Source organism: Labrys methylaminiphilus subsp. lupini (assembly GCF_051161885.1).
In the GTDB taxonomy this organism is placed as follows: domain Bacteria; phylum Pseudomonadota; class Alphaproteobacteria; order Rhizobiales; family Labraceae; genus Labrys.
In genome coordinates this window covers 2,217,124-2,234,262 of record NZ_JBMDIH010000001.1, presented here as the reverse complement: position 1 = coordinate 2,234,262, position 17,139 = coordinate 2,217,124, and the positions used below count along the sequence as shown (strand labels likewise).

Below are 17,139 nucleotides of genomic sequence, written 5' to 3'. Positions count from 1 at the left end.
CATCATTTCGCATTTGCTTGACCAGGGCTCCAAAGCGTCTTGCGATTTGGCGGTTACGCCGAGAATCGCAAAGACGCTTTTAGCCAATCAGTTGGATTGGCTGGAACCAAAGAGTTTGAGCAAAGCCACGTTTGCGTTTAAACGCGCTTTGCTCCCGGAACGCTCAACTGGCAAGATTCGGATTCATCGCTGTTTCGCAGATCGGATAGAAGTGGGCCAGCTTATTTTCGCATGCGTGGTGCTGTTCTGCCTGTGGCCGTTCCTCAAGCCGGGCATGTTGTCGAAGAGCCCGGTTCTGGACAGCTTGTTGCGGCGCGGCGGAAGTTTCCTCGCCTTTGCCTTCGGCCTTTATCTGCTGACGCGCGGCGTTTGGGGCATGGGGCTGCCCTTGCTGCTGTTGGCCGCGGGCATGCGCGGCTGGCTGCCGCAATTGCCGGAAGGTGTCATTCCCGGATCGACGGCGAGGCCGAGTTCGGTACGCACTGCGGATCTGGTGATCATGCTGGATGGCAATAGACAGCCGGTGGATGGGCAGGTCATTCGCGGGCGCTTTTCAGGCCGGCGCCTTTCGGTCATGCAGCCGGGGGAACTGATGGAACTGCGCGCGGAGATTGCCGCGGATTTCGTCGGCCGTTCAATCCTTGAAGCTTATCTGGACCGCCGGCTTGCCGGATGGCGTGAACACTTCAAGGATGACGCGTACGCGAGGGGCTTCGGAGCGCCGGCGTCCGACGCGATGACCCAGCAGGAAGCTTACCAGATCCTTGGGGTGCAGCCGGGGGCGAGCGCCCAGGAAATTCGTCGAGCGCACCGGGTGCTCATGAAGAAAATCCATCCCGACAAGGGGGGCACGACGCAGATGGCTGCTCGTGCCAACCGGGCCAGGGATATGCTTCTTGAAGGCCATGGACGCTAACTCCACCGAACTGGGCGGTTCCGACGATGCTTGAGCGTCGCAGAACATGGTTACGCAACGATTAAGGCTATAGCGTTTTCCAGGAGCAAAGCGCGTTCCAGCGAAAACACCCTTTTGTTTGAAAGCAAAGCGTTCGTGACTGAACGCCTGTCTGTTCCAATCCTGTGTTTTGACGCGTCTTTGCGCCTTCTTGTGACGCCATGAAATCGCAGCACGCTTTGTTTATCGCCGCGTTGCATTCCTCACGTGGTGTGTGTGAAAGCGCAATTCCCGCAAAGCAAAGGCGCGGCCTACCGAGGGAAGGCCGCGCCTGAAAGAGTCAAAGCTTGGTCTTTGCCGAAAGGATCAGAGCTTCACGGCGACACAGGCGAAAGAGGCAGCCTTGAGGGTGCTGCAGGCTGACTGGGCCTGGTTCTGATCGCTGAAGCCGGCGAAGCGAGCCCGGTACAAGGTCGAGCCATTGCGGTTGACCGTCTCGGTGAAGGGACGGGCGGAAGAGAGCGCCTTGCTCCCGGCCAGCTTGGCGCTGGACAGCAATTGCCGGGCCGCTCCTTCGTTGTCGGTCGCGCCGATCTGGATGATCCAGCCGCTACGCTGCGGTGCAGCCAGGGCGACCGAATCGCGGGTGATGGCGACGGTGCGCACATTCTGCACCGTCGCGGTGGTATCAGGGCTGGCTTCGCTGCTCTGACCAGCCCGCACGGGAGGCGTGGCCGGCGCGGTCGTGACCGGCTGGAGGCCCTGCACCCAGCGCATGCTTGGGGTGCTGGGTGCGGCAAAGGCCATCACCGGCCTGGCGGGAGCCGGCTGAGGGCGGCCCTGGGGAGCAGGAGTAGAGGCTTCCCCGACGATTTCTGGCGGCATCGGTGCTGCCACGGGGGCAGCCTGGCGGGCCTTCGGAGCTTCAGCGACCACGGCCGGGCGGACAACCGGCGGACGCGGAGGCGCGGCCACGGGCATGGCATCGTTTGGGAGCTCTGCCCTGGCGACCTGTGTGGCGGAGCGGTCGACGGCGTTGCCGGCATAGGCGACCGGCAGATAGGCATCGATCAGGCGCCGCATCACGACATCGCGCGAAGCAGCGCTGCGGCCGCCCATCACCACGGCGACCAATTGCCGGTCATTACGCTTGACGGAAGTCAGGAGGTTGAAGCCGCTGGCATTGGTGTAGCCCGTCTTAATGCCGTCGACGCCTTCCACCGAACCGAGCAGGCGATTATGGCCCGGGATCGGCCGCCCGCGATAGACGAAGCTGCGGGTCGAGAACAGGCGGTAATATTGCGGGAAGCGCTTCTGGATGGCCATGCCGAGGATGGCGAGGTCGTGGGCGCTGGTGATCTGCCGGTTGTCGGGCAGGCCGGAAGCGTTCACGAAGGTGCTGCGCGCCATGCCGAGAGCGCGAGCCTTGCGGGTCATATAGGCGGCGAAATTGCTTTCCGAGCCGGCGAGGGCTTCTGCCACCACCACGGCGGCGTCGTTGGCCGAGCGCGTCACCATGCCCTTGATGGCATCGTCGACGCGAATGGTCTGGCCCGGGCGCAGGCCGAGCTTGGTCGGGGACTGGGAGGCGGCGTGGGCGGAAACCGGAAGTTCGGTTGCCATCGAAAGCCGGCCGGCCTGCAATTGTTCGAACAGGAGATAGAGCGTCATCACTTTGGTGATGGAGGCCGGATGCCTCAGTGCTTCGGGGGCGGCCTCATAGAGCGTGCGGCCGGTCTTCACGTCGACCACGATGGCGGCGTAGCGCGGATTGTTGCGCATGTCGGCGGGGATGGCCGAAGCAGCCGATTCCGCGCGTACGCGCTTGCTGCGCACATGTTTAACAGTCTTCTGCGCCGGAGCGGCATGATGGCCGCGGCGGCGCGCATCCGCTTCATCCGGATGGAAGGCCAGGGTTGTCGTAAATACTACCAAACCGGCTGCAACCATTGTGGTGGTCCGGGCCAGTCCGCCCCCGATCCAACGCGATAGCATGCAAAGTCCCCAATACTCACCGGCGCGACAGCACCGTCCATTACATGTCCCTGCGAGACCGGTGGTCTCTTTCGCCCTTCGTCCGGGGCTCACCCCATCCCCTTGCGGGGAGGAGGCCGTCTCACCGTGCCGCTGCAGGGACGACACAGTCAACGAACCTAGGCGGACGCGGTTACGGATCGGTTAAGTGCCCAGCCGGCGCGGCATTTTGGTCGCATGATTGTCCGATTGGTTGAGAATGAATGAAAAAGAGGCACTTCACCGGCCGTTGAGAGCATGGATCCTATTATTGCGCGTTGTTGCACTAGCGGAAAGTCGGGTGCGATCATAAATTCAGTTCGTGGAAGCCTTTTTCCTCGTCGAGATCATGTTAGGCTGCAGGCGATTGCAGTTGTCGAAATGGAAGATTCAACGATTCTGGATATTGCAGTGAGCGCCGCGCACAGGCCGTCTCCCTTGATCGGCATGGCCCGCGAGCCCCGAGCTCCAGGTGGCGGTGAGGGTACTAATGCGGCCGTGATCACCAAGACGCGGCCGGCGACCAAACGCCCGAAACTCTACCGGGTCCTGTTGCTGAATGACGATTATACTCCGATGGAGTTCGTCATTGAGGTGCTGGAGCGCTTCTTCAACAAGGATCGCGACGGTGCCACCCACATCATGCTGCATGTTCACCACAATGGCGTGGGAGAGTGCGGCATCTACACCTATGAGGTCGCGGAGACCAAGGTGACTCAAGTCATGGATTTTGCCCGTAAGCATCAGCATCCGCTGCAATGCGTCATGGAAGAAAAGTGAGGAACTGATCGTGCCATCCTTTTCAAGACACCTCGAACAGTCCCTCCATCGCGCTCTGGCCGCCGCCAATCAGCGCCATCACGAATATGCGACTCTCGAACATCTGTTGCTCTCCCTGATCGAGGATCAGGACGCGGCCGCTGTGATGCGGGCCTGCAATGTCGATCTCGACATCCTCAGGCGCAACCTGGTCGAATATATCGATACCGAACTGGAGAACCTGGTTTCGGACGGCCGGGACGACGCCAAGCCGACCGCGGGTTTCCAGCGCGTCATCCAGCGCGCCGTCATTCACGTGCAGTCTTCGGGCCGCGAGGAAGTCACCGGCGCCAACGTGCTGGTGGCGATCTTCGCCGAACGCGAGAGCCATGCCGCCTATTTCCTGCAGGAGCAGGACATGACGCGCTATGACGCCGTGAACTACATCTCGCACGGCATCGCCAAGCGCGCCGGCCTGTCGGAAGCCAAGGCGCCGCGCGGCGTCGACGAGGCCGATGGCGACAGCCCCAAGACGACGGCCAATGGCGAGGAGGCGTCCAAGAAGAAGCAGGACGCCATCGATGCCTATTGCGTCAACCTCAACAAGAAGGCCCGGGACGGCAAGATCGACCCGCTGATCGGGCGCGACAGCGAAATCACGCGCACCATCCAGGTGCTCTGCCGGCGGCAGAAGAACAATCCGCTCTTCGTCGGTGATCCCGGCGTCGGCAAGACGGCGATCGCCGAGGGCCTCGCGCGCCGCATCATCGAAGGCGACGTGCCGGAGGTGCTGCTGGGCGCCACCGTGTTCGCACTCGACATGGGCACGCTGCTTGCCGGCACGCGCTATCGCGGCGATTTCGAGGAACGCCTCAAGCAGGTGGTGAAGGAGATCGAGGCCTATCCGGGCGCGATCCTGTTCATCGACGAGATCCACACGGTGATCGGCGCCGGCGCCACCTCGGGCGGTGCCATGGATGCCTCCAACCTGCTCAAGCCCGCCCTGGCCGCCGGCCTGCTGCGCTGCATCGGCTCGACCACCTACAAGGAATACCGCCAATATTTCGAAAAGGACCGGGCCCTGGTACGCCGATTCCAGAAGATCGACGTGGCCGAGCCTTCCATCCCCGACACCATCGAGATCCTCAAGGGCCTCAAGCCCTATTACGAGGAGTATCACAAGCTGCGCTACACCAACGACGCCATCAAGGCGGCGGTGGAGCTCTCGGCCAAATACATCAATGACCGCAAGCTGCCGGACAAGGCGATCGACGTCATCGATGAAACCGGTGCTTCGCAGATGCTGGTGACCGAAAGCCGGCGCAAGAAGACGATCGGCGTCAAGGAGATCGAGGCGACCATCGCCACCATGGCGCGCATCCCGCCCAAGACCGTGTCGAAGGACGATACCGAGACGCTGAGGAACCTGGAGACCAACCTGAAAAGGGTTGTTTACGGGCAGGACAAGGCGATCAAGCAGCTTTCGGCGGCGATCAAGCTGGCCCGTGCCGGCCTGCGCGACCCGGAAAAGCCGATCGGCAACTACCTGTTCTCGGGCCCGACGGGCGTCGGCAAGACCGAAGTCGCCCGCCAGCTCGCCTCGGTGCTCGGCATCAACCTGCTGCGCTTCGACATGTCCGAATATATGGAGCGCCACACGGTGTCGCGCCTGATCGGTGCGCCTCCCGGCTATGTCGGCTTCGACCAGGGCGGTCTGCTCACCGACGGTATCGACCAGAACCCGCATTGCGTGCTGCTGCTGGACGAGATCGAGAAGGCCCATCCGGACCTGTTCAACATCCTGTTGCAGGTGATGGATCACGGCAAGCTTACCGATCACAACGGCAAGAGCGTCGATTTCCGCAACGTGATCCTGATCATGACGACCAATGCCGGTGCGTCCGATCTGGCCAGGGCGGCCTTCGGCTTCACCAAGAACAAGCGCGAGGGCGACGACACCGAGGCGATCAACCGTCTGTTCACGCCGGAGTTCCGCAACCGCCTGGATGCGACCATTGCCTTCGACCATCTGTCGCAGGAGATCGTCAGCCAGGTCGTCGACAAGTTCATCGCGCAGCTCGAAGTCCAGCTTGCCGATCGCCATGTCGCGGTGGAGCTCTCCAACGATGCCCGCACCTGGCTGGTGGCCAATGGCTATGACGAGTTCATGGGCGCCCGGCCGATGGCTCGCCTGATCCAGCAGGCGATCAAGACGCCGCTGGCCGACGAGGTGCTGTTCGGCCGGCTGAAATCGGGCGGTGCCGTGCGCGTGACGGTCGTCACCAACGAAGAGGGCAAGCAGGAACTGGGCTTCGAATATCCGGCAGGCCCGGCCAAGCCCAAGCCCGAACCGGTGGTGGCGGACAACAGCCAGGCCTCGGCCAAGAAGCCGAAGGCCAAGCCGAAGGGACCGCCGCAGCGCGAGCCCGACGCACCGGCTGGCGCGGAGTAGGCTCTTTCCCGCAAGGGGCTGATGAAAATCGATTGGGCGCGAAGCGGGCAACGTTTCGCGCCCTTATTCGTTGAAGGATGTCAATCTGGAGATTGACACTCCAATCCAAAGCAAGCGCCTCGGCGAGCTGATCGAGATCCAGCGAGCTGGTCTGCTTGGTGATGCGGTGAGCTAGGTCTTCATTCTCGCATCGTTACGCCGAAGACCGACGCCATCTTCTCATTACGATGCTCTAGGACTCGACGGCGGCATCCTGTGCCGCAGCGGATGCGACATGGGTCTCGACACCGCTTCGGTACACCCTCTCGTGAAAAGCGGCGGGAATGTCGTCGCTGACCAGGATGTCGACATCCTCGAGCGAGCCGAGCCTGACCAGCGCCCTTTTGCCGAATTTCGTGCTGTCCACGGCCAGGATGGTGCGCTCGGTTTGCGCCAAGGCGGCAGTGACGGCCGAGACCTCGGCATAGTCGTCGTCACAGATGTCGCCGGCCTGGTCGATGCCGCTGACCGAGATCACGGCGTAGTCGAATTTGAAGCGGCGGATATAGTCTGCCGTATCCTCGCGGAAGACGCCACCATCCACCGGCCGCACGAAGCCGCCGGGAATCGCCAAGGCGAAATTGGAATTCTCGCTGAAAATGGTGGCCACACGCAGGCTATAGGTGACGATCCTAAGGTCTCGCCGCTGCAGCAGCGCGTAGGCGATCGCTTCGCAGGTTGTTCCGGTGTCCATGAAGATCGCCGCCCCGTCTGGGACGACCTGGGCGACGAGAGCAGCCACCCGGGCCTTCAGGGAGGCGTTTTCGATACGCCGCTGGCGGCGGGTAACGGCGTCCACCGGTGTGGCGATCGTGGCCCCGCCATGCAGGCGACGCACCTGGCCGGTGGCTTCCAGCGCGATGATATCCCGACGGGCAGTCTGGGTTGTCACGGCAAAGCGTTCGGCGATTTCCTCGATCGAAAGATAATGGCTGCGCTCGAGCAGCCGCAGCAGTTCGGCTTGCCGGTTCGATTTCTTGGTGCCGTCGCCAAGCGCATATTCGTCGAGCTGCGTCATCTGGCCTGCTTCGTTTCGCCTTGGGTCCAATGTCCATCCCCGCGGAAATGTTTCAAGGAAAATGTCGTCCGGAAACGTCGATGATCCCCGGCATTACCCGATGCGACGTCGTGGAGCCTTTTGCGTTCTGCAGCCAACGAAGGGGAGCGACAAAAATGTCAATAAAGCAACATTTTTACTTCCCTGCCTAACCCCATCTTTGAGCGAAGCTAGGGGTCCCAGTCGAGTCTAGCGTGAGGTTTTTATTTGTTTTCTTCCGATTGTGGCTATTTTTCGAATTGCTCTTCCAATGCGGTAGCAGCTCCGAGCGTGCCTTTAGCAGCGCAGGTCCGATAAATTGTAATAAACATGACATTTGCGTGTGCCACCACGGACAATGTGGGCGGCAAAATGTTGCTTTGATCAAGCTGGATGCTTCTGAGCAGATCCGGTCATGGCCGCCCCGCATGATTGATTTTATGGGGGTAGTTCAATGGCTATTGGGGATGGCGGTCGCACATGTCGGTTTAGGTTTTTCGGCATTGGTGCGCGTTTGCTGTGCGGGGTTGCGCTGTGCGCCTTGGCGTCGACGCCGAGCCTGGCCCAGGATGACGGCACGCTGCGGATCATGACGCTGAACATCTGGAATCAGTTCAAGCAGAATCCAGAAGTCGTAGCCGACTTCATGACCAAGGCTAATTTCGACATCCTTGGCATGCAGGAAGTCAACGGCAGCCGATACGTTTCCGATATTCCCGGCTTCCTCGAAGAGGCAGGTCTGGGAACCTATGGGAAGGTCCAGATCGGGGATATCGGCGTCATATCTCGGCTGCCGGGAAGCTTTGGCACCTATGTTCTGCCGGGCATTTCCACGCAAGGCCGCAACATCAGCTACACGGTAACCGGTCAGCAGGGAGGGCGGCCGGAGACGTTGGTCGGCACCGTCCATCTCGACTACAGCGACGGCTCGCAGGGGCGCGTCAAGGAAGCCCAGGCTCTCAATGACTGGGCGAAGACGTCTTCGCGCCCTGTCATCCTCCTGGGTGATTTCAATGCGGGCGACGTCGCTGAGCGCGGGCTGCACAGCGCGGCACAACAGTCCTATCTGTTTGCCGGATATGTCGTCGGCTCCTATGGAGACAATGCGCTCTACAAGAAGCTGAGGGAGGAATATCTGGGCTCGGACCAGCTTGCCAAGGCCCAGGAATATTTCGACGACATGCGGTCCGGTGGCAAGGGCAAGGAGAAATATCGCAGCGTCATCCAGGCCTATTTCGATGCCAACAGGAGCAAATATCCGGGCATCACCAGCATCAGCCAGATGAGCTGGCGGCAATGGGAGGAAATCATCGCACTCGATGCCCAGACCAAGGGCATCGCGTTCAAGGACGAGACCCATCCGGTCGCCGACAATCAACCGGTGACGATGAACGTCCTCAAGAAGCAATATATGCTTCTTCAAACGGAAGCCGAGCGTGAGCGCTACAAGCCGCATGATTTCAACGACGGCAGTTCGACTTGGCCCTCTGCCGGGGAGGACGATACCAACACCTGGCAGAGCTGGGATCGCACCAAGATCGACCACTTCCTGGCCTCACGTCCCTTTGGCAAATGGTATTTTCTCGCTGACGACCCGAATGATCCCTATTTGGGGGTCATCAAGGATGTGTATGTAACCAAGCCCGATGGCACGAAAGCACCGATATCCGACCATGAGCCGGTAGCCCATGAGATCAAATGGATCGGTCCTGCCCTTCAGACCTACACCGAGACCGCTGGCGGCCCACAGCCTGACAAGACACGCCTGGTTTGGGGCGAGGAGGCCAATACCTTCGACAAGGACGGCAAGGCGTTCTTCCTCACCCGCAACAATATGCGCAGGGACGTCTATCTCGGACAGATCGCCGATGCGAACGGCAATCCGATTCTCGCCGGGCTGACACTGGAGGAGAAGAAGACCCTGCTGGATTGCGCAAGCAAGGATCCGCGCTTCCAGCAGGCGATCCGCGAGTATTGCATCGACGACCATTCCTTTATCGGGGAGACGCTGGTCAAGGACAAGGGCGTTCTCATCGTCGAGGAGGATGCGGCACTCGGCACTTCGCAGGCCAAGCTCCGGCTTGCCGATGGCACGCTGCGCATCATCGGCAACGACATGCACGGTCTCGATCGGGCCCTGGTGCTCGAGGGCGCCGGCGGGACGCTCGACATTGCCAGCGCGGGCAATGCCGTAACTTTGGGCCAGACGATCACGGGCGAGGGCGGCCTCACCAAGCTCGGGGCGGGCGGGCTTCGCCTCACCGGCACGGGCACCTATGCGGGGCCGACCCAGGTGAAGCAGGGAACGCTGGTGGTCGATGGCTCGCTGACCTCGTCGGTGACCATCGACCGGGGCGCGGTGCTTGGCGGCGGTGGCATCATCGGCGGCCTCGACGCCAAGTCGGGCGGCCTGGTCACCCCGACCGGGGCCGGCGTGCTGATGGTGAAGGGCGATGCCCGCTTCGAGCAGGGCAGCTATTACCAGGTGGATGTCGGTGCCGGCGACAGGGCGGACCGGATCGCGGTGACCGGCAAGGCGACGCTGGACGGCGGCACCGTCCTGATCGGTGCCCAGGGCGGTAATGGCCTGTTGAGCAAGGAGCAGTTGCTCGCGCTTTATGGCAAGGAATACACCATCCTGACCGCCGAAGGTGGTGTCGGCGGACGCTTCGAGGGCGCTCTGCCGGACTACGCCTTCCTCGGGGCCAGCTTCGGCTATGACCCCACCCAGGTGACAATGACCATCGGCCGAAATGGCCGCAGCTTTTCGAGCGTCGGCCAGACGGCCAATCAGCGGGCTGCCGCGGCCGGCTTGGAATCACTGGGAAGGGGGAATGCCCTCTTCGATGACTTCCTGGTGGCCAATGCCGGCGCCGATCTTGGCGGGCACCTGGCCTCGCTGTCGGGGGAGATCAATGTAACAGCGCAGACTGCCCTGATCGAAGGTGACAGCCAGTTGGGCGCCATGGCAACCGATCGCTTGCGTTCGGCTTTCGAGACGACGGCGGCAGCGGGCCTGCCGACGACGGGGAGCGGCGCGGCTTCGGCCATGCCCATGCAGTTTGCCTCGCTCGGCAATTCGACTGCGCCTGCGGGTTCGCCTTCACCGGTAGCGCCTCCTGCGGCAGACGGGCTTTCTGTCTGGGGGCAGGGTTTCGGCTCCTGGGGGCGTACCGGCAGCACCGGCAACGCTGCCGGCATGACGCGCAACAGCGGCGGTTTCCTGTTTGGCGCCGATGCGCCCATATCGCTCGGCGAGACGGATGTGCGGCTCGGTGCACTGGCAGGCTATAGCCGTACCAGCTTCAGTACCCGGGGCTTGGGCAGCGGCGACGCCGACAACTACCACCTGGGCCTCTATGCCGGCACGATGGTGGGTCAACTCGCCCTGCGTGCGGGCGCCTTCTACACCTGGCACGACATCTCCACCAGCCGCGTGGCGGCCGGGCAGGGCATCAATGCCGACTACCGGGCCGGCACGGCACAGGTTTTTGGCGAGGCCGGCTATAATCTGCGCTTCGGTGCCGTTGGTTTCGAACCCTTCGCCAATCTCGCTTTCCTCGATCTGCGCGCAGATAGCTTCCATGAGCGCGGCGGCAATGCGGCGCTTGCGGCATCGTCCTCCAATACGGACGTCACCTTCAGCACGCTGGGGCTGCGGGCCTCCACCGACTTCGAACTTGCCAGCCTGACGGCGCGCCTCAGTGCCACGCTCGGCTGGCGCCACGCCTTCGGCGATACCACGCCGCACGGAACGTTCGCGTTCGACGGCGGCACGCCGTTCGGTGTGGAGGGCGTGCCGATTGCCGAAAACGCTCTCGTGGCCAGGGCCGGGCTCGATCTTGCCCTCAGCCAGTCGGCGACGCTGAGCGTGGCCTATGGCGGCCAGTTCGCACGCCGGGGCAGTTTCGACCAGAACGTATCGGGCAAGTTCAGCCTCCGGTTCTGATCGGCAAGACCAGGCTGCTTCAATCTCTGAGACGTTCGCCGCCGGATATCGATGCATCGATATCCGGCGGCTTCATTGTGTCATTTTCGAAGGCCGCAATTTGTGTCGGATAGTATAATTCAATCGATTGACTGAAAATCGAATTTCGACTATGAGTTGCGTCATGGTCAAGAAACAATCCGCTCCTCCGGCCCCGAGCGGCCGCGGTGATGCAACCCGCGAGAAGCTGCTCGATGCGTCGATCGGCGTGTTCGGTCGCTATGGCTTCGACGGCGCTTCGACGCGCATGCTGGCGGATGCCGCCAGCGTCAACCTGCAGGCGATTCCCTATTATTTCGGCAGCAAGGAAGGGCTCTACGTTGCCACGGCCGATCATATCGCCAGCCTGATTTCATCCCATGTTGGCGGCCTGGGAGGGCGCATCCGAGCGCGCCTCGCCGAAGCCACGGGCGGGGGCACGACCATCGATCGGCAGGAGGCGCAGGCCTTTCTGACCGAGCTGGCGCAGGCCATGGCAGTCCTGTTCATCGGGCCGATCTCCGAGCCGCTGGCGCGCTTCCTCATCCGTGAGCAGATGGAGCCGACCGAGGCTTTCGAACGTATCTTCGCGCAGGTGATGAAGCCCATGCTCGAGGCGGCGAGCATGCTGGTGGGCATCGTGCTGGGCGAGAATGGGCTTACTCGTCACGTCAAGCTGCGCACCCTTTCTCTGCTTGGCGGCCTGATGGTTTTCCGGGTCGCGCATGCGGCCGTGAAGCGCCATCTCGCCTGGGACACCATCGGTGCCGACGAGGTGGAAACCGTGCGGCGCCATGCCGGTGAACTCGTCGCTGCCCTTGCTGCGGAAGGAGGCCGTTCATGAAGAAGGCTGCCGTTCCCATCGTTCTGCTGGCACTCGCCGGTGGTGCGCTCGCTGCCTGGTGGTTCGATCTGCCCCAGCGCATGGGCTGGGTCGAACGCGCGGAGAAAGAGCTGGTCCTCTATGGCAATGTCGATATCCGCCAGGTGCAGCTCGGCTTTCGCGTCAGCGGCAAGCTCGCCGAAACCCTGGTGGACGAAGGCGATAGCGTGAAGGCGGGCGATATGCTCGCCCGGCTGGACAACAGGCCTTACCAGGACCTGGTCGAGGTGGCGCAGGCGCAGGCGGCCGGCCAGCGCGCCACGCTCGCCAAGCTGGAAGCAGGCCCACGCGTTTCCGAGATCGCGCAGGCAAGGGCCGTCCTCGCCGAACGCCAGGCCGATCTCATCAATGCCGAACAGAGCTACACCCGTTCCTTCCAGCTCCGGCCGAGCGGCACCGTCTCGCAGGGCGGGCTCGACCAGGCGGTCGCCGCCCGCGATGCGGCTCAGGCCCGGGTGAACGCGGCCAAGGAAGCCCTGACCCTGCTGGAGTTGGGCACACGTGCCGAGGATATCGCCGCCGCCAGGGCCAGTCTTCAGGCAGCCGAGGCCAACCTTGCTTCGGCCCGGACGACCACCGCCGACACCATCCTGGTCGCGCCGGCCGATGGCGTCATTCTTTCCCGTGTCCGCGAGAAGGGAGCGATCCTGGCCCCCAACGACATCGCTTTCGTGCTGTCGCTCACCAAGCCTGTCTGGATCCGGGCCTTCATTGCGGAAACCCATCTCGGCCGCGTCCATACCGGCACGATGGTGGAGGTGCGTTCGGATACCGATCCGGCCAAGCGCTACAAGGGGCGCGTGGGCTTCGTCTCGCCGGTCGCCGAATTCACGCCGAAGACGGTGGAGACACCGGAACTGCGCACTGATCTGGTCTATCGCCTGCGCATCGTGGTCGACGAGCCGGGCAGTGCGCTCCTGCAGGGCATGCCGGTGACGGTGCGCCTCGCCGATATGGCTGCCGAGCAAGGCGGCAAGCCCTGAAAGGCACCGATATGACCGACGCAGTCGTCCAGATTTGCGGCGTCAGCAAACGCTTCGGCGGAACGATCCAGGCGCTCGACGGCATCGAGGCTTCGATCCGGCCGGGCGAGATCACCGGGCTGGTCGGCCCCGACGGCGCCGGAAAAACCACGCTGATCCGCCTGATGACGGGCCTGATGCTGCCTGACGAGGGCCGCCTGCAGGTGCTCGGCTTCGACACCGCCCGCGATGCGGCTTCGATCCAGGCGGCGATCGGCTACATGCCCCAGCGCTTCGGTCTCTATGAGGACCTGTCGGTGCAGGAGAATCTCGATCTCTATGCCGATCTGCGCGGGCTGCCCAAGAGCGAGCGGGCCGCCATCTTCGAGGAATTGCTGGCCTTCACCGATCTCGGCCCCTTCACCAGCCGCCTGGCCGGCCGGCTTTCTGGCGGCATGAAGCAGAAGCTGGGCCTGGCCTGCGCGCTGCTCAAGAAGCCGCGCCTGCTGCTGCTCGACGAGCCGGGGGTGGGCGTCGACCCGATTTCGCGGCGCGATCTGTGGAAGATGGTGGAGGATCTGACTCATGAGGGCATCGGCGTGGTCTGGTCCACCGCCTATCTCGACGAGGCCCAGGCCTGCGACCGCGTGCTGCTATTGAATCGGGGCAAGCTGCTGTTTGCCGGAGTTCCCTCCGAACTCACCAGCAAGGTCGAGGGCCGTGTGTTCCGTCTCGGCGATATCGAGGGCCGACGCCGTCCGGCGCTGTCGCGGGCGCTCGCGGTGCCGGGGATCGTCGATGGCGTCATTCAGGGCCAGGCCATCCGGCTGGTGACGGCGGCCGGGGCGGGCTTTGCCGAGGAGGCTGCACGCGCCGCGGGTGCTCGTGCAAAGCCGCAGCCGATACAGCCGCGCTTCGAGGATGCCTTCGTCGATCTGCTCGGGGGCGGCCCCGGCGGACGCTCGCGGCTTGCCGAGGCGGCGCGGACGCTGCCCGTCGAGGAGGGGCAACCCGTGATCGAGGCGCGGGGGTTGACCAAGCATTTCGGCGATTTCGCTGCGGCGCAGGATATTTCCTTCGAGATCCCGCGTGGCCAGATCTTCGGGTTGCTGGGGCCGAACGGTGCCGGCAAGTCCACCACCTTCAAGATGCTGTGCGGCTTGCTCAAGCCCACGGGCGGCGAGGGGCGCGTCGCCGGCTTCGACCTCAGGCGCGACTCGGCCGAGGCCCGTAATCGCCTGGGCTACATGGCCCAGAAATTCTCGCTCTATGGCGATCTCAGCGTGGCGCAGAACCTCGCCTTTTTTGCCGGCGTCTATGGCCTGACCGGCGCTCGCAAGCGCGAACGCATCGAACTGATGACCGAGATCTTCGATTTCGGCCCGCGAAGAGGCATGTCCGCCAAGGATCTGCCGCTCGGCCTCAAGCAGCGCCTGGCGCTTGCATGCGCCGTCATGCACGAGCCGGAAGCGCTCTTTCTCGACGAGCCGACATCGGGGGTCGACCCGATCACGCGGCGCGAATTCTGGACCCATATCAACGCGCTCGTCGAGAAGGGCGTGACCGTGCTGGTCACCACCCATTTCATGGACGAGGCCGAATATTGCGACCGGATTTCGCTGATCTATCGCGGGCGCTCGATTGCGCTGGGTTCGCCTGACGAACTCAAGGCACGGGTTGCCGATGCCGCCAATCCCGATCCGACCATGGAGGACGCCTTCGTCGCGCTCGTGCAGGGTTCGGAGGCCAAGGCGGCATGAGCAAGCCTGAGCCTGTATCCTCCATCGCTGCCCAGGAAACCGCGCGGCCATCCGTCGCGGCGGACCGCTCCGCCCGGCTGTCGCGCTTCGCCGCCCTGGTGCGCAAGGAAAGCTATCAGATCGTCCGCGATCCCAGCTCCATCCTGATCGCCTTCGTGCTGCCCCTGATCCTGCTCTTCCTCTTCGGCTACGGCGTTTCCCTGGACGCCACCCGCACCCGTGTGGGGCTGGTCCTCGAGGATCCATCGCCGCTGACCCGCGACATCGCCGCAAGCTTCCAGGCCTCGGGCTATTTCGAAGTCAGGCAGGGGCATGACCGGCGCGAATTCGAGGAGGACCTGATCGTGGGCCGGATCAGGGGTATCATCGTCATTCCCTCGACCTTCGCAGCCGATTTTGCCTCCGCCACCGGGCCAGCGATCCAGATTCTCGTCGATGGTTCGGATCCGAACAACGCGAATTTCGTGCAGAACTATGCCCGCGGCGTCATCGCCACCTGGGCGGCGATTCGAGGGGGCGAGCGAGGTGTCGGCCAGCCGGCGATCGAGGTGCAACAGCGTTTCTGGTTCAACCCGGAGCTGACCAGCCGCAACTTCCTGGTTCCCGGTTCCATCGCCATCGTCATGGCGCTGATCGGCACGCTGCTGACCTCGCTGGTGGTGGCCCGTGAATGGGAGCGCGGCACCATGGAAGCGATGATGGCGACGCCCGTCAGTGCCGCCGAGTTGCTGGCCGGCAAGCTGATACCCTATTTCCTGCTTGGCCTGGCTTCGATGACCCTGTGCGTGCTGGTGGCGGTCCTCCTGTTCGGCGTGCCTTTCCGGGGCTCGCTGCTGGCGCTCTATGCCTTGTCGGCCAGTTTCCTCATCCCGGCACTGGGGCAGGGGCTCCTGATCTCGGCCGCCACCAAGAACCAGTTCCTGGCTTCGCAGCTCGCGCTGATCTCGGCCTTCCTTCCGGCTTTCCTGCTGTCGGGCTTCCTGTTCGAGATCAATTCGATGCCTCGGGTGATCCAGTGGATCACCTTGATCCTGCCCGTGCGCTATCTGATCCCCAGCCTGCAATCGGTATTCCTGGCCGGTGACATCTGGCCGATGTTCCTCAAGGCCATCGCGGTGATGCTCTTTATCGGCTTCGTCTTCTTCCTGGCTGCGGCCCGCAGCACCCGCAAGAGGATCGGCTGAGATGGGACTGGTGCGCCTCAGGGCCCTGATCATCAAGGAGTTGCTGGGGATCCTGCGGGATCCCAAGAGCCGCATCATCCTGGTGGTGCCACCCATCCTCCAGCTCCTGGTGTTTTCCTTCGCCGCCACGCTGGAGGTGAAGAATGTCGACCTTCTCGTGCTCAACCGCGACAACGGCGCCTGGAGCCAGGAGCTGATCCGACGCGTCGAGGGCTCGCCCACCTTCCGCTCCGTCCGCCGCACGCAGGATCCCTTAGAGCTGCGCACCGCCATCGACAGGCAGGAGGTCATTGCTGCCATCGAGATCGGCCCAACCTTTTCCCGCGATATCGAGGCGCGTCGGCCGGCCGATCTCGGCCTCGTCCTCGATGGCCGCAAGTCCAATGCCTCCCAGATCGTGGCAGGTTATCTCAACCAGATCGCCTCCGGCCTCGGCGCCGACACCGCCCTTGGCAAGGCTGCCGGCGGTCGGGCCATCGACGTGGTCGTGCGCAACTGGTTCAATTCGAACCTGACCTTCCAATGGTTCATGGTGCCCAATCTGGTAGCCGCCATCGCGCTCTTGATCGGGCTGATCGTCACGGCCTTGTCGATCGCGCGCGAGCGGGAACTCGGCACCTTCGACCAACTCATGGTCTCGCCGTTGCGCGCGCACGAAATCCTGTTGGGCAAGGTGCTGCCGCCCATGCTGATCGGGACCTTCCATCTGACCGTCTATATCGTGGCTGCCGTCATGATCTTCGGGGTGCCGCTGCGGGGCTCCTTGCTGCTGCTCTATGGCAGCGCGGTCTTCTATCTCCTCGCCGTGGCTGGCATCGGCCTGTTCATCTCGGCCCTGTCGACCACCCAGCAGCAAGCCATCCTCGGAGCCTTTCTCTTCCTGGTGCCGGCCATGCTGCTCTCCGGCTTTGCCACGCCGATCGAGAACATGCCGGCCTGGCTGCAGCCGATCACGGTCATCAACCCGCTGCGCTATTTCCTGGTGATCGTGAAGGGCGTGTTCCTGCGCGACCTGCCTCTGGAGGCGGTGGTGGCCAACACCTGGCCGATGGCTGTCATCGCGGCCGTTTCGCTGGCGGCGGCCAGCTGGCTGTTCCGCCGGCGATTGGAGTGACCTGGGAGCGCGGACTTCCAGCCCACTCTTGGAAACACTTCGCAGGCAGGATCAAGAGCGGACAGGATGTCCGCG

Annotated in this window: 11 protein-coding genes; 9 read left to right on the top strand and 2 right to left on the bottom strand. The window is 63.2% G+C overall.

Annotated elements, in window-relative coordinates; genetic code table 11:
• Positions 1–115: 115 nt before the first annotated feature.
• Positions 116–916 (top strand): DnaJ domain-containing protein, encoded by an 801-nt coding sequence (locus tag ACN6KF_RS10495; protein WP_434956792.1) that lies wholly within the window; start codon positions 116–118, stop codon positions 914–916.
• 345 nt (positions 917–1,261) lie between these two features.
• Here the strand turns inward: ACN6KF_RS10495 and ACN6KF_RS10490 are convergent, their stop codons facing one another.
• Positions 1,262–2,890: an SPOR domain-containing protein gene (locus ACN6KF_RS10490; protein ID WP_434956791.1), complete on the bottom strand. Its 1,629-nt coding sequence runs from the start codon at positions 2,888–2,890 to the stop codon at positions 1,262–1,264.
• 465 nt (positions 2,891–3,355) lie between these two features.
• Here ACN6KF_RS10490 and clpS point away from each other — a divergent pair, with 465 nt between their 5' ends.
• Entirely contained in the window at positions 3,356–3,688 is a 333-nt protein-coding gene (clpS, locus tag ACN6KF_RS10485; protein WP_082980075.1) for an ATP-dependent Clp protease adapter ClpS, read from the top strand.
• A gap of 10 nt (positions 3,689–3,698) precedes the next feature.
• Positions 3,699–6,119 carry an ATP-dependent Clp protease ATP-binding subunit ClpA gene (gene clpA, locus ACN6KF_RS10480; RefSeq protein ID WP_434956790.1) on the top strand — a complete coding sequence of 807 codons (2,421 nt, stop codon included), beginning with the start codon at positions 3,699–3,701 and terminating at the stop codon, positions 6,117–6,119.
• A gap of 232 nt (positions 6,120–6,351) precedes the next feature.
• On the opposite strand, the gene ACN6KF_RS10475 is transcribed toward clpA, so the two are convergent.
• A complete protein-coding gene (locus tag ACN6KF_RS10475) occupies positions 6,352–7,176 on the bottom strand; it encodes a DeoR/GlpR family DNA-binding transcription regulator (RefSeq protein WP_434956789.1) in 825 nt (274 codons plus the stop codon).
• 559 nt (positions 7,177–7,735) lie between these two features.
• Here ACN6KF_RS10475 and ACN6KF_RS10470 point away from each other — a divergent pair.
• The 6 genes from ACN6KF_RS10470 (at position 7,736) to ACN6KF_RS10445 (ending at position 17,064) form a co-directional block, all read left to right on the top strand.
• Positions 7,736–11,143: an autotransporter domain-containing protein gene (locus ACN6KF_RS10470; protein WP_434956788.1), complete on the top strand. Its 3,408-nt coding sequence runs from the start codon at positions 7,736–7,738 to the stop codon at positions 11,141–11,143.
• Between the two features lie 163 nt (positions 11,144–11,306).
• Positions 11,307–12,005, top strand: a complete 699-nt coding sequence (locus tag ACN6KF_RS10465) for a CerR family C-terminal domain-containing protein (protein ID WP_434956787.1) — start codon at positions 11,307–11,309, stop codon at positions 12,003–12,005.
• Positions 12,002–13,027 (top strand): secretion protein HlyD, encoded by a 1,026-nt coding sequence (hlyD, locus tag ACN6KF_RS10460; protein WP_434956786.1) that lies wholly within the window; start codon positions 12,002–12,004, stop codon positions 13,025–13,027. Before ACN6KF_RS10465 ends, hlyD begins: the two co-directional genes overlap by 4 nt.
• A gap of 11 nt (positions 13,028–13,038) precedes the next feature.
• Positions 13,039–14,766: an ATP-binding cassette domain-containing protein gene (locus tag ACN6KF_RS10455; RefSeq protein WP_434956785.1), complete on the top strand. Its 1,728-nt coding sequence runs from the start codon at positions 13,039–13,041 to the stop codon at positions 14,764–14,766.
• Entirely contained in the window at positions 14,763–15,950 is a 1,188-nt protein-coding gene (locus ACN6KF_RS10450) for an ABC transporter permease (protein WP_434956784.1), read from the top strand. Before ACN6KF_RS10455 ends, ACN6KF_RS10450 begins: the two co-directional genes overlap by 4 nt.
• A gap of 1 nt (position 15,951) precedes the next feature.
• The gene (locus ACN6KF_RS10445; protein ID WP_434956783.1) at positions 15,952–17,064 is read left to right on the top strand and encodes an ABC transporter permease; all 1,113 of its coding nucleotides are present in this window, start codon (positions 15,952–15,954) and stop codon (positions 17,062–17,064) included.
• Positions 17,065–17,139 lie beyond the last annotated feature (75 nt).

Coding starts and splice junctions, on each gene's coding strand:
- ACN6KF_RS10465 (WP_434956787.1), top strand. CDS start 11,307: ATGGTCAAGAAACAATCCGCTCCTCCGGCCCCGAGCGGCCGCGGTGAT.
- ACN6KF_RS10455 (WP_434956785.1), top strand. CDS start 13,039: ATGACCGACGCAGTCGTCCAGATTTGCGGCGTCAGCAAACGCTTCGGC.
- ACN6KF_RS10445 (WP_434956783.1), top strand. CDS start 15,952: ATGGGACTGGTGCGCCTCAGGGCCCTGATCATCAAGGAGTTGCTGGGG.
- clpS (WP_082980075.1), top strand. CDS start 3,356: ATGGCCCGCGAGCCCCGAGCTCCAGGTGGCGGTGAGGGTACTAATGCG.
- ACN6KF_RS10450 (WP_434956784.1), top strand. CDS start 14,763: ATGAGCAAGCCTGAGCCTGTATCCTCCATCGCTGCCCAGGAAACCGCG.
- ACN6KF_RS10475 (WP_434956789.1), bottom strand. CDS start 7,176: ATGACGCAGCTCGACGAATATGCGCTTGGCGACGGCACCAAGAAATCG.
- hlyD (WP_434956786.1), top strand. CDS start 12,002: ATGAAGAAGGCTGCCGTTCCCATCGTTCTGCTGGCACTCGCCGGTGGT.
- ACN6KF_RS10490 (WP_434956791.1), bottom strand. CDS start 2,890: ATGCTATCGCGTTGGATCGGGGGCGGACTGGCCCGGACCACCACAATG.